Raw genomic sequence first — 12,936 nt, forward strand, 5'->3', positions numbered from 1 at the left:
GTGGGTGAAGGACTCGGGGACGACCCGGCCGCCCGCGCGCCGCTGGAAGCTCTTGGAGCACGGACAGGGCGTTGGCGTCCGCGGGCGCCATCCGGCGGCGCATCGCGTGGACGCGCTCGGAGATGCCCAGCAGGCTCTGCACGTGGTGCCCCACCACGTAGGCCTGGGCGCCACAGGCCGACTCCACGGCGTCCGAGAAGAGGACCAGGCGCGGTTCCACGTAGCGCACGCCCTGGGGCTCGAGCAGGGCGGGCCAGGTGTCCTCGGTGTCCGCGAGGATGACGGAGACGAACTCCGTCAGCTCCGCCTGCGCGGGGTCCACCGGCCTTCCCGAGCCGCCAATGCCCACGTCCCCCACGGGACTCCGTGTCCCGTCGGACAGGACCTCCTCGGGGTTGCCTCCGAGCAGCATCACCACCAGGGCGACCACCACCGTCGCGATTCCGCCACCGGCCGCCAGCGGGCGTCCCACGCCCATGCCGCGCCGATCCTCGATGTTCGAGCTGCGACGCCCCCCTTGCCACCTCATCTGGTGCCCCCCCGGCGGACCTCCCGCTCGTCGGAAGGTAGGCAGTACGAGACGCCCCATCGACCGGCTGCGCCCCTTCGTTGGAGGTGCTCGCATGAGTGGAGGGCGGGCGGGGGAGCGAGGGGCGCCACCTGGGGTAGCATGCCCGCGCGATGACACAACCCTCCAGGGAGAGATTCGGGCGGTACGAGCTGGTGTCGCAGTTGGGTCGCGGCGGCATGGCCGAGACCTGGCGCGCCCGCCTGCTGGGCGAGGCCGGCGTCACCAAGCCCGTGCTCATCAAGAGGGTGCTGGCGGAGTACGCCAACGACGAGGCGTTCATCTCCATGTTCATCAGCGAGGCGCGCATCTCCGCCACGCTGTCCCATGGCAACATCGCCCAGGTCTTCGACTTCGGGCGGACGGACGGCGAGTACTTCCTCGCCATGGAGCTGGTGGACGGCCAGCCGCTGCACCGGGTCATCCGGCGGGCCCTCAAGACCGGGCTCCCTGGCATCCCCGTGCCCCTCGCCACCTTCATCGCGCTGGAGATGTGCCGGGGCCTGCACTACGCGCACACCCGCCGCGACGAGGCCGGCGTGCCCCTGGGCATCGTCCACCGCGACATCTCCCCCGACAACGTGCTCATCGGCTACGAGGGGCAGGTCAAGATCGTCGACTTCGGCATCGCCAAGGCGCGCGCGCTGCGCGGCTTCAACACCGAGCCCGGCGTGGTGAAGGGCAAGTACCTCTTCTTCTCGCCGGAGCAGGCCCGGGGCGAGGAGGTGGACGCGCGCACGGACGTATGGGCCACCGGCATCGTGCTCTACGAGATGCTCTGCGGGCAGCTCCCGGTGACGGGACAGCAGCACACGGCCCTGCCCCGGCTGGTGAAGGGGCAATTCGCCCGCCCCCGCCAGCTGCGGCCCTCCCTGCCCGCCGAGCTGGATGACATCGTCATGCGGGCGCTCGCGGTGAATCGCGAGGAGCGCTACGAGTCCTGCCATGCCTTCGGGGATGCGCTGGCCGGCTTCCTCTACTCGTCCGCGCCGCGCTTCTCGGGCATGTCCGTCTCGTACCTGCTCCAGGTGCTCTTCGGCGAGGAGCTGAAGGTCGAGGGCCGGGACGTGCAGGTGCCCCGTACCTTCCTGGAGGAGCTCTCGGTGTGGCGTGTGCCGGAGTCCCTGGTGGTGGCTCGCGCGGCCCCGCCTCCGGCCAGTCCCAACCCCAACCCCGGGGGGGAGGTGGAGACGCGGGAGGCCAAGGCCGTGGAGGCACCGCGCTCGCGCAGGTCGGCCCCCCTGGTGGCCCTGGGGCTCGGCGGGGTGCTGATGTGCGGGCTCGTGGGCGCGCTCGTGGTGGCCCACCAGCAGCCGGAGCCGGTGGAGCCGCCGGAGTACACGGAGCCGCGGCCCATCGAGCGCAAGGACCGTGAGGTGGCCGAGGTGGCCCCGGGGCAGCCGCCCCGTCCGGCCGAGACACCTCCGCCCGCTTCGACGTCCGCGGCCACCCTGGCGCCGCCCGAGGAGGTGGGAGCTCGCTCCGCCACGTACCCGGTCGATTCCATCCGGCTGGATGCGCGCAAGGACCTCTTCCGGGTGTCCACGGGCTTCGCGGAACTCGCCGGGCTGGAGCCTGGGGAGACCTACACCCTCACCGAGCTGGGCCGGATGGCGGACGCCCCGCCGTTGTTCTTCCTGCTCGCGGGTGAGGGCTTGTCGGCGAATGGGGCCCTGGGGATGGTCCCGGACATGCCGGTGACGGTGCCTCGGGCGCGCGCCGCGATGTTCTTCACCGTGGGCCCCACGCGGACTCGCATCCCGAACCCTCGCCGCGTGGAGATGGTCAACGTGAGGACGAGGAAGGCCCTGCGCGTCACCGTCCGAACGAGCCACGCCCGGACCTCGCTGGAGCGGGCCTTCGAGCTGAAGGGACTGGATACGACGCTCGCGTACCAGTTGACGCTGACCTCCGTGGGCGAGGGGGCACGCGTGCGCGATGGGGACCAGGGAGCGGTGCGCAAGGTGGCCTGCGCGCGAGAGGACTCCCCGGACGTCACCCTGTACGGGCACGAGCTGGACGTTTTCAACAGCGAGCAGCAGTTCCTCGTGGAGGAGGGGACTCCCGTGCAGGTGCGAGGCCCGAGCGCGCTGCGGTGCGGCTTCATCGACGACGAGGATGCGTCGGACAACCAGGGCGAGATGGAGCTGCACATCACGGCTCAAGGGCGCGCACGGGGGATGGAGGGGACGCCGCCTGGAAAACAGGAGCGAGGGATCGCGAAGGCGCTCTACGAGCACGGCGCGTCGCTCCTCCGCCAGGGTCACCTCCCCGAGGCCGAGCGCGTCCTCAAGGAGTGCGTCACGGTCGATCCCTCCTTCGCTCGTTGCCACATGCTGCTGGGGTCCGTCGCCGGCCGCCGTGGTCGTGCCGACGAGGGCGCGAAGCATTATCGGGACTTCCTGCGGCTCGCGCCCGACGATGAGCGGGCCCCCTCGGTGCGGAGACTCCTGGAGGATTACGACCGGCAGCCCCGGTAGACGCGGTAGCCTCCGCCCCATGGCTCCGTCCGCCCCACCCCCCCCGTCCGCTTCGCCGGAGGCCGCGCGCTTCGGCTGGCTGCCCACGCCGGGCTCGTGGAAGTTCCACCTGCTGCTGAGCGCGGTGGCCATCTTCGTGCTCGGGCCGCTGGGGGGCATCGCCGCCTCGTACATGAACTTCAGCATGGGCTTCTTCGTGGGCGGACAGGTGCTGGCCGGCATTCTCGGCAGCGCCGTCACCTACGGCTACGGCCCCGAGGGCAAGCACGGCGCCAACTACATGCAGACGATGGCCGCCTCGGTGGCCTCCATGTGCGCCATGGCCGTGCTCATCCAGGCCATGGTGTGGTTGGGCATGCCGCAGCCGCCCGCCTGGCACCTGATGCTCTTCGTGGGCTGCGTGGGCATGTTCGGCGTCGGCGTGGGCATGCTCTACACGCCGCTGCTCGTGGACCGGCTTCAGCTCGACTACCCCTCGGGCTACGCGGTGGCCAACATCCTCCGGGCGCTCACCGACAAGCGCCTGCTGAAGGCCTCCATCGCCAAGCTGGGCGGGGGGACGGGCCTGGGCGCCATGCTGGCGTGGCTCACCGAGCACGTGGCCTTCCTGGGCTCGACGCTGGGCATGAGCGCCGCCTCCATTGGCTCGGGGCTGGTGGTGGGCAGCCGCATCACCGTGCCGGCGATGGTGGGAGGACTGCTCGGCCATGTCTTCACGCCCTACCTGCGGAGCATCGGCTGGCTGAAGGCGGAGGAGCCGTTCCGCAAGATTGGCTTCCTCATCGGTCTGGCGATGATTTCCGGCGCGGCGGTGGTGGACCTGTCGCTGCTGGCGGTGCAGGCCCTCGAGCGGGTGCGCAACCGGGCGAAGGCCCCACCCGACGAGGTGCCCGCGTGGAAGCAGGTGAACCTGCCGAGGCTGCTGGCCTGGGTGGTCTCCTGGGGCGTGGCGGTGGTGGTGGTGGCCACGCAACTGCTGGAGCAGCCCCTGGGCTTCATCGTCTTCGGACTGGTGCTGTCGCTGCTGTTCGTGCTGGTCAACGGCATCGCCTACGGCATCACCGACCAGAATCCCATCTCCAGCGCCTTCGTCATCTCGGTGCTGCTGATGTCGCTGCTGGGGCTGAAGAACCCGCTGGTGGGTTTGATGGCCGCGAGCATCCTGCTCATCTCCACCTCGGTGGGCAGCGACATGCAGCAGGACCGCTCCACGGGCTGGCGCCTGGGCACGGACCGGGTCATCCAGTTCCGCTACCAGGTGGTGGGCATCGTCATGGGCTCGGTGCTGTGCGTGGGGCTCGCGCGCGTCTTCATGAGCGCCTACCCGGTGCTCGCCATCAACCAGCTCGACAACCCGGGCACCGAGGTGGGCCAGTGGGGCTCGGCGATGACGTACAAGTTCGTGGGCGCCATCCGCAGCCTGGGCGCGATGGAGAGCTACACCGTGAGGGCGCTGCTGCTCGGCCTGGCGGTGGGTTTCTCCATCGAAGTGACGCGCAAGCTGCTCAAGCGCAGCGCGCGCTACCAGGGCTTCTTGAAGGGCTCGCGCACGGGCTTCGCGGTGGGGTGGACGATGGACGCGGTGCTGCTCTCCAGCCCCTATGCCTCCTCCTTCGGCGGCTTCGTGAGCCTGCCGCTGTCCATGTGGTTCGGCGTGGGCGGCATCCTGTCCTCGCTGTGGAACACGCTGACGAAGCGGGCGGCGCCGCACGCGGCCGGCTCTCCCGGTGAGGGCGAGACGTTGCCCGAGGACATGAGCACCACCTCCCTGGCGGGCGGGGGCCTCATCGCGGGCGAGTCGCTCTACTTCCTCTTCGTCGGCCTCGCCGGGTTGCTCTCCCTGCTGTGGTGACGCGGGGACGCTGGCGCCTGGCGGTGGTGGCCTACGCGTGCCTGATGGCGGCGTGGGTGGTGGGCAACCCGCCCTTCGCGGCGCCCGACGAGTGGGCCCACTACCTCCGGGCGCTGGGGCTCGCGCAGGGCGCCTGGGTGGGCGAGCCGACGCGCGACTACGAGGACGCGAACCTCTCCGAGCAGCAGCTGGGGTGGGTGGTGCAGGCCACGCGCGTCGTCCCCGTGCCCGAGGGGCTGTCGCCGCTCGGCTTCGGGTGCAACACCTTCCGCCCGGAGCAGTCCGCCGGCTGTCTGCCGGACGTGGACGCCCGGCCCGAGGCGGCGCGGCTCACCACGCCCACCGGCACCTATCCCCCGGCCCTCTACGTGCTGCCGGGGCTGGCGGCGCTGCGGGGCACCTCGCCCGTGTCCGCGCTGCTGGCGGGGCGGGCGGCCAGCGCGCTGGTGTGCCTCGTGCTGCTGGCGGGGATGTTCGCGGCGCTGTGGCGTGAGGAGCAGGGCGCCCTGTCCCTGGTGGGCCCGGCCCTGGCGCTCACCCCCCTGGCGGTGGCGCTCTCCGCCACGCTGAACACCAGTGGGCCGGAAATCCTCTCCGGCATGGCCTTCTTCGCCGCGTTGCTGCGCCTCACCCGCGCGGAGTCTCCACCGCGCTGGGTGTGGGGCTTCGCTGCTGGCGCGGGCGCGGTGCTCGCCCTCAGTCGCTCCATGGGCACGGTGTGGGTGGCGGCGGACGTGTTGCTGGTGCTCCTGTGGCGGGGGCCGGGGGCGCTCCTCGCCCAGGCGCGGGCCCGCCCCGTGGCGGCCGGGGTGACGGCGGTGGTGCTCGCCCTGTCGCTCGGCCTCAACCGCCTGTGGGAGGCGCTGTACGGGCCCCGGGTGCACGTGGGCTTCGAGCGCTTGCGGCCCGCGTGGAAGCAGGCGCGCCTCTGGTGGCCGGACTGGCTGCGCGAGCAGGTGGGCGTGTTCCAGTACCTCGACGCGCCCATGCCGGCTTGGGCCTACGTGGCCTGGACCGTGCTGCTGGTGGGGCTGCTCGGGGCCGCGCTGGGGTGGGGGCGGGCGAGGGACCGGGTGTGGCTGGTGCTGACGCTGGCGGGCGCCCTCTTCGCCCCCGTGCTGCTCTACATCGCCCTCATCCGCCACAATGGGTGGACGGTGCAGGGGCGCCACGTGCTGCCCCTCACCGCGGTGCTGCCCCTGCTCGCGGGCGAGGTGCTCGTGAGCAGGGTGGGGGCCTCCGCGCGGGCGCGGGCCTGGGCCATCGCCACCGTGGCCGGGGTGGCGGTGCTTCAGGGGGTGGCGTGGTGGGCCAACGCGCACCGCTCGGCGGTGGGGACCCTCGGGCCGGTGTGGTTCTGGAGCGCGCCCGAGTGGAGCCCCCCGCTCGGCTGGTGGCCCTGGACGGTGCTGGTGCTCGCCGGGGCCGGGCTGCTCGTCAGTGCGGCGTCTCCCGCTTGGAGAGCACCTCGCCCTCCTTCGACAGCTCGTAGATGAGCGGCACGCCGGTGGCGAGCTCCAGGCCCACCACCTGCTCGCCGGTGAGCTTGTCCAGCTTCATCACGAGGGAGCGGTTGGAATTGCCGTGGGCCACCACGAGCACGTTCTTGCCCTGGCGCAGGTCGCCGCTGATGGCGCGGTCGTAGAAGGGCAGCACGCGCCTGGCCGTCATCTCCAGCGACTCACCATTCGGAGGCGGCACGTCGTAGGAGCGGCGCCACTTCTTCACCTGCTCATCGCCCCAGCGCTTGGCGGCGTCCTCCTTGTTGAGGCCCTGGAGGTCGCCGTAGTGGCGCTCGTTGAGGGCGGCGTCGCGGATGACGGGGAGGCGCTGGCCGAGCGTCTCCAGGATGATGGCCAGCGTCTCCTGGGCACGGGTGAGGCCCGAGGTGTAGGCCACGTCGAACGTGAGGCCGTCGAGCGCCTTGGCCGCCAGCCGGGCCTCGTTGCGCCCCTTCTCCGTCAGGGGCACATCCACGAAGCCGGTGAAGCGGTTCTCATGGTTCCACAGGGACTGTCCGTGTCGGACGAGGGCGAGGATGGGCATGGGACGTGCCCCCTACTTCAACCCGGGCCGGGCTGTAAATCACGACGTGGCCGTGTTCACCCGGTCCAGGTAGCGCGACAGTCGCGGGCGCGCGGCGATCAGGTCTCGCTGCCACGCGGTGAGGTCATTGCGGAGGCCGTGGAGCAGGCCGACCAGGGCGATGTCCGCGGTGGAGAAGGTGCCCAGCCAGAATCCCTCCTCGGGAGCGCGGGCCTCCAGCGAGTCGAGCGTCTCCTGGAAGCGGCGCCAGCAGACCTCGGGGCCCGCGCGCCAGATGTCGCGGGCCACCAACCCGTTGACGATGCGCCTGCGTATCTGACCGCCGATGACCGCTTTGAGCGGCGAGGGCATGCCGGCGAAGATGAGGTCGCGCAGCTTGGGCCAGTTGCGGTCATCGGCCCAGCGCGAGGCCATGAAGAAGCCGGCGAGCGCGTTGTCGGCGAACTCCTCCCAGAGGAGGGCCTCGGCGGCGAGCTTCGGGTCGTCCGTGCCGTGGAAGGTGCGGCCCGCGAGCTTCTGGATGCGCTTGAGGATGTCGGTGGAGTCGCCAACGGCCTCGTTCTCGCCGATGAGCAGCACGGGCACCTGTCCGGTGGCGTGGTACTTCTTGAAGCTGCTGGGGATGCCGTGGCGGCGCTCGTAGGGCAGGCCGAGGTACTTCAGGCCCCGGTGCACCTTGAGGCAGAAGGGCGAGTAGCTCTCGAGGCCGGGGATGTTGGTCTCCCCGAGCTCGCACAGCACGAGCTTCGGAGTCGGGTTGGGAGAAGTCATGGCCCGTACTTCCACACGGTCCACCCCCCTAACGTCAACAAGGACCCGGCTCGCTTCCAGGCAAATCTGGCGCTCGCTCCTCAAACCACCGAAGATCCAACCCGGTCGGCACGGGGTCGGTCCTTCGCGACGACCCTGTCCGGCGAGGACGTCATGCCCCTTCCCATCGAGCACCTCGACATCACAGCGTTTCGCGGCCTTCGCCACTTGAAGTTGGAGAAGCCAGGTCGCGTCAACCTGCTCGTCGGGCTGAACGATAGCGGGAAGACGAGCGTGCTCGAGGCCATCGCGTTGATGTCGCGACCCCTCGACCCGGCATGGTGGCTCCGCCTCGCGCAACAGCGGGAACCCTCGCAGGTGCCCTTGCGTCGTCTTTCGCGTACCGACCGAATCCGGTGGCTCTTCCCTTCGAGCGGCCGTCCGGAGAGCGAGCGCGCGGAAGTGGTCATCAACGCCGAAGGGCGGATTCCCATCACGGCGATGGCCGCGAGGTTCAATCGCGTGGTTGCCATGCGGCCCGTTGTCCGCTTTTTCAAACAGGAAATACCTCAGGAGCACGAGACTCCCGGTGCTGAGCTTCAGATTGACTTCCACGCGGCAGGCCAATCACGCACACACGCCTTCACGCTGTGGCAGAACGAACCCGTACGTTCGATTGACCAAGAGATCGCGGGGCCACACTGCGAGGTGGTGCTTGCCTACCACCATTGGATGCCAACGATCCCCATTCGCGGCTACTCGCAGGCCCGACTGGAGGGCACCAGCGAAGACCTGACGGCATTGCTCTCCCTCATCGATCCGGAGATCCGGGGACTCGAGATCCTGCAACCGGAAGATGAGCCAGTGCTCTACGTGACGCATGCGACGCATGGGCCCGTGCCGCTGAGTGTCTATGGAGATGGCATTCGTCGCACGTTGCTCCTCGCCGAGTCCGTCGTGAAGGCGAAGGGCGGCCTCCTGCTCATCGACGAGATCGAAACCGGCATTCACGTGAGCGCGCTGGGGGGCGTGTATTCCTGGCTCGTTCGTGCCTGTCGCGAGCTCGACGTCCAACTCTTCGTGACGACTCACAGCCTCGAAGCCATCGACGCGCTGCTCGCCGCGGACACGACTCCCGAGCAGGACGTCGTCGCGTTCAAGCTCGGTCGGCAAGGAGGACAGAGCGCCGTCAAACGCTACGGAGAGGATCAGCTCAAGTGGATGCGGTTCGAGCGCGGGCTCGAAGTGAGATAGCCCATGCGATACGTCTATTTCGCGGTCGAGGGGCCGCATGATGTCGAGTTCGTGGCGCGATTCCTCAAGCTCCATGGGCTCAAGCGCATCCAGCACAAGCCACAGCTCGCCCCGTTCTGGGGGCCAGTGCTGCCGACCACCTGGCCCTCTCCGCTTGGGTCAACCGACTTGATGAAGCGCGTATCCGTCCCGGCGTTCTTCCAGAACGACGCCGTGTCGGTGGCCATCGATGCGGTGACGGGTGACAGCCAGTTACTCATCAGTGCCATCAACGTCAGGAACACAGTCAATCAACCCGGGGGCGATGAGCTTCATGCCATCGGAATCGTCCTCGACTCAGACGAGAAGAGCTCGGCGAGCGAGCGCTTCACCAAGATCTCGAAGGAACTGGCCGCGGTGAAGCTCCCCCTGGCGGTAACACCGGGACAGGTGGTCGACGGCCCGCCTCGAATCGGGATCTTCGTCCTTCCCGACAACGTGAACGCCGGCACGCTCGAGGACTTGCTCATCGATTGCGCGGAGAAGCAGTACCCCCAGCTCCTCGCTTCCGCGCGCACGCATATCGATTCCGTGAAAGCCGAGTTTCCACCGTACGCGAAGGAGGACCTCGTGGACTTCCAGAAGCCAGCGGGTCGGCGGAAGGCGCTCGTCGGCTCGATTGGCTCCGTTCTCCGGCCCGGAAAAGCCATCCAGATGTCGATCCAGGACAACCGGTGGATCGACGGAGAGGCCCTCGAACTCCCACGCGTGAAGATGTTCCGAGCCTTCGTCGACGCGTTGCTGGCCCCTTCTCCTGTGCCGGCATTGGCCCCAGGAGTGGGGGCGACTTCCGCATAGCTCAAGGCATTGGCAGGCACTCCCGCACGGCGGGGGCGTCCACCTGGAGCACGAGCCGTGGTGCCCATTTCCGGTTCGAGTGCTCCTTCGAGGCGAAGTCCACGCCATTGCGGGACTCGGTCACGAGCGCGAAGCCATACGTGCCCAGGCCCGTCACCGTCGTCGTCACGTCGTACTCCACCCAGCTCCCGTTCGGCACGAGCTCCACGTCCCCCAGCGGCCCTCCCATCAGCGTGGGCTCCTGGGCCCACGAGGCCTCATCCTCGTTCCAGTCGGAGGTGGCCGCGTACAGCGCCGGGCCGTCCGTGCTGCCATCCAGCGCGTACAGGCGCAGCGTGGCGCCCAGCAGCGGGCCCGGCAGCGCGGGCACCTCGAAGCGCAGGAAGGCCGAGCGCCGCGAGAGGTTGTCCGCCACCAGCTTGCGCTCCGCTCCGTGGACCGAGTCGCCCTGGTCCCTCCAGAGATAGGCATCCGCCGCCGGCCGGAGGGCGAGCTCCCGAAGGCCCGCGACGCTCTGGCACTCCTCGTCTCCCGCATCCGTGACGGGCTCCTCCCCGCACCCGGTGAGCAGCGCCAACAGCGCCCACCCGGCGACAACCCCGCTACCCCGACGCACACCTTGCTTCATTCCTTCCCCCCGTCTTCCCAGCGTCGGCTGTGCACCGACGGTGCCAGGGGACGCGTACCGGAGAAACCCGACTCGTCCGCGAAACCCCCAGGTGGGAGGGACGGCTTCGTGCTCACCTCGGGCGGGTGTGTTGCCCTCGGGGTGCATGCCCGGGGGCACCGTGGGCCGTGCCGGGACGAGGCCCCACCCTCCGGGGCAGGGCGGTGTGTGGCACCCGACGGGCTCAGCGGGCCCGTGCTGGCGCCGAGCGGCCCTCGGTCGGCTCGTCTCCTCGCATGGCCACGGTCTCCACCAGCGAGCGGGCGCGCTCCAGCAGCGAGATGAACTCCTGGCGCTCGGCGTTGCCAGGAGGCGTGGCGCCCCGGGCCAGTTTCAGCACCTGCTCGAAGCTCCAGCGCTCGGCGTGGGGGCTGCGGCGGAGGATTTCGGCGGCACCCATGACGGCGGTGGCGAAGCGCAGGTCCTCGGGGGCCTGGGCGAAGGTGGCCGCGAGCGCCCCGGCGGGGAAGCGGTATGCGCGCTCCGAGGCCGTCTCGCCGCGAGGCCGCTTGGCGCGAAGGCGCACGGTGGCGAGCCCCTCGCTCGCGCCGGGCTTCAGCTCCAGCTCGTAGAGCGCGGTGACGGTGTGGCCGGAGCCAATTTCCCCCGCGTCCACCTTGTCCTCGCGGAAGTCCTTGTCGGCGATGTCGCGGTTCTCGTAGCCCACCAGCCGGTAGCGGGCCACCTGGGTGGGGTCGAACTCCACCTGGAGTTTCACGTCCTGGGCGATGACCTCCAGGGTGCCGCCGAGCTGCTCCTGGAAGATGCGGCGCGCGGCCAGCAGCGAGTCCACATAGTAGTGGTTGCCATTGCCCTGGTCGGCGAACCGCTCCATGAGGGTGTCCTTGTAGTTGCCCATGCCGAAGCCCACGGTGGTGACGGTGACGCCCTCCTTCACATGGCCGCGGATGAGCTGGAGGATGTCCTCGTGCGAGGCGGGGCCCACGTTGGCATCGCCATCCGAGAGGATGATGACGCGCGAGAGGGAGTTGCCATCGAGCGTCTTCAGGGCCTGCTGGTAGGCGAGCTGGATGCCCGAAGCCATGGCGGTGGAGCCGCCAGCGGTGAGCTCCTCGATGGCGGCGTGGATGACGGCCTTGTGCTCCAGTCCGGTGGGCGGCAGCGCGAGCTTCACGCCGCCCGCGTAGGTGACGAGTGCCACGGTGTCCCCGTCGCGCAGGTTGTCCACGAGCATGCGCAGGGAGCGTTTGGCGAGCGGCAGCTTGTCGGGGGACTGCATGGAGCCGGAGACGTCCACCAGGAAGGTAAGGTGGGCGGGCTTGCGCTCGGAGACGCTGAGGCGCCTGCCCTGGACGCCTACGCGCAGCAGGTGGCGGCCGGGAGTGAAGGGGGAGGGCGCGGCATCGAGGTGCACCGCGAGCGGGGCACCCTCGGGTTCGGGGTAGCCGTAGCGGAAGTAGTTGAGGAACTCCTCCACGCGCACGGCCTCGCGGGGAGGCAGCGCGCCCTCGAGCAGCTTGCGCCGCGCGAGGGTGTAGGAGGCCGTGTCCACGTCGATGGAGAAGGTGGAGAGCCGGTCCTCGGCGGCGGTGACGAAGGGATTCACCCCGTGGTCACGGTACTCCTCGGAGTTGCCCGCGACCTTGCCGCCGAGGCTCTGCATTCCCGACCCATAGGAGGCAACGCCTCCGCCCCGCCCCTTGGTGCCGATGCTCCCGATGCCCACGGCTTGCCCGCCACCGCCGCCGGCCCCTCGGCCCGAGAGCCCGCCCAGGCCATGGCCGGTGCCCCCGCTGTTCGCGCCGAAGAGGCTCGAGGTCGCGGCGCGGGCCCGCTCCCGTTTGTCGGCGCTCTGCTGCGAGGCGGTCTTGAAGGGGTTCTCGGCCACCTTCTTCTCGAGCGAGGACGGCGCGGGCAGCTCCGTCTTGCCGGCCTGCTTCGCGACCGACGCCTGCCGCGCACGTGCCAGGCCCTCGTCCTCGGAGCGTCGGCAGCCGCCGAGCGTCCAGGAACCAACGGCCAGCGCGCACACGACTCCCGTGACGGCGAAGGGGTTTCGCCTCATGGACTGCCTCCAGACTGGGTGGGGTTCGTCTTCCGGAATCCTTGGACAACGGTGCGCGCGGCGGGTTCCATGGCGGAGGAGCGGGCGAGCGGTTGCCTCTCCTCATGTCAGAAGCGGGAAGCGTTCCTAGCTTAGGGCGGTATGCGCCGCAGAACGAGCCTCACGCTCCTCAACGCGCTGTCTCTGTCCCGCCTGCCCCTGGCGGTCCTCTTCGTCGTGATGGAGGACCCCCTGGCGCGGGTGGGGCTGGTGCTGGCCGCGGCGTTCACGGACTTCCTGGACGGGTACATCGCGCGTCACAAGCACCTGGAGTCGTACTGGGGGGCGCTCATCGACCCCCTGGCCGACCGGGGCTTCGTGATGGTGGCGCTGCTGACCTTCATGCTGGAGGGGAAGCTGACGCCGCTGGAGTTCGGCATCCTGGTGGTGCGGGACGTGGCGACGGGGCTGGGCTTT

Annotated in this window: 11 protein-coding genes; 6 read left to right on the forward strand and 5 right to left on the reverse strand. The window is 69.9% G+C overall.

Features of this window, described 5'->3' with window-relative positions:
- Window positions 1-478: neutral zinc metallopeptidase (locus VF794_RS19060; RefSeq protein ID WP_331112408.1), on the reverse strand; the 478-nt coding region annotated here is incomplete at its 3' end.
- 245 nt (window positions 479-723) lie between these two features.
- Here VF794_RS19060 and VF794_RS19065 point away from each other — a divergent pair.
- From VF794_RS19065 to VF794_RS19075, 3 genes are read left to right on the forward strand one after another with little or no spacing between them, the layout of a single operon-like run.
- Window positions 724-3,048 carry a protein kinase domain-containing protein gene (locus VF794_RS19065; protein WP_331112409.1) on the forward strand — a complete coding sequence of 775 codons (2,325 nt, stop codon included), beginning with the start codon at window positions 724-726 and terminating at the stop codon, window positions 3,046-3,048.
- Between the two features lie 19 nt (window positions 3,049-3,067).
- The gene (locus tag VF794_RS19070; protein WP_331112411.1) at window positions 3,068-4,900 is read left to right on the forward strand and encodes an OPT/YSL family transporter; all 1,833 of its coding nucleotides are present in this window, start codon (window positions 3,068-3,070) and stop codon (window positions 4,898-4,900) included.
- Window positions 4,894-6,396 (forward strand): DUF2142 domain-containing protein, encoded by a 1,503-nt coding sequence (locus VF794_RS19075; RefSeq protein ID WP_331112413.1) that lies wholly within the window; start codon window positions 4,894-4,896, stop codon window positions 6,394-6,396. The genes VF794_RS19070 and VF794_RS19075 overlap by 7 nt, the downstream gene beginning before the upstream one ends.
- Here the strand turns inward: VF794_RS19075 and VF794_RS19080 are convergent.
- On the reverse strand, window positions 6,338-6,946 hold the full coding sequence (locus VF794_RS19080) for a 2,3-bisphosphoglycerate-dependent phosphoglycerate mutase (RefSeq protein WP_331112415.1): 609 nt from the start codon (window positions 6,944-6,946) through the stop codon (window positions 6,338-6,340). The two genes, VF794_RS19075 and VF794_RS19080, sit on opposite strands and share 59 nt — an antisense overlap.
- Window positions 6,947-6,985: 39 nt before the next feature.
- Window positions 6,986-7,717 carry a glutathione S-transferase family protein gene (locus tag VF794_RS19085; RefSeq protein ID WP_331112417.1) on the reverse strand — a complete coding sequence of 244 codons (732 nt, stop codon included), beginning with the start codon at window positions 7,715-7,717 and terminating at the stop codon, window positions 6,986-6,988.
- 153 nt (window positions 7,718-7,870) lie between these two features.
- Here VF794_RS19085 and VF794_RS19090 point away from each other — a divergent pair, with 153 nt between their 5' ends.
- Both VF794_RS19090 and VF794_RS19095 read left to right on the forward strand, forming a co-directional pair.
- A complete protein-coding gene (locus tag VF794_RS19090; RefSeq protein WP_331112418.1) occupies window positions 7,871-8,950 on the forward strand; it encodes an AAA family ATPase in 1,080 nt (359 codons plus the stop codon).
- 3 nt (window positions 8,951-8,953) lie between these two features.
- Window positions 8,954-9,787, forward strand: a complete 834-nt coding sequence (locus VF794_RS19095) for a DUF3226 domain-containing protein (protein WP_331112420.1) — start codon at window positions 8,954-8,956, stop codon at window positions 9,785-9,787.
- A 1-nt stretch (window position 9,788) separates the two neighbouring features.
- Here VF794_RS19095 and VF794_RS19100 read toward each other — a convergent pair whose 3' ends face one another.
- Both VF794_RS19100 and VF794_RS19105 read right to left on the reverse strand, forming a co-directional pair.
- Window positions 9,789-10,403 carry a DUF7594 domain-containing protein gene (locus VF794_RS19100; RefSeq protein ID WP_331112422.1) on the reverse strand — a complete coding sequence of 205 codons (615 nt, stop codon included), beginning with the start codon at window positions 10,401-10,403 and terminating at the stop codon, window positions 9,789-9,791.
- 235 nt (window positions 10,404-10,638) lie between these two features.
- Window positions 10,639-12,480, reverse strand: a complete 1,842-nt coding sequence (locus VF794_RS19105) for a vWA domain-containing protein (RefSeq protein ID WP_331112424.1) — start codon at window positions 12,478-12,480, stop codon at window positions 10,639-10,641.
- Between the two features lie 141 nt (window positions 12,481-12,621).
- Here VF794_RS19105 and VF794_RS19110 point away from each other — a divergent pair.
- A partial coding sequence (locus VF794_RS19110) for a CDP-alcohol phosphatidyltransferase family protein (protein WP_331112426.1) occupies window positions 12,622-12,936 on the forward strand: 315 nt, incomplete at its 3' end.

The sequence above is a fragment of the Archangium sp. genome (assembly GCF_036389735.1).
Lineage (GTDB): Bacteria > Myxococcota > Myxococcia > Myxococcales > Myxococcaceae > Archangium.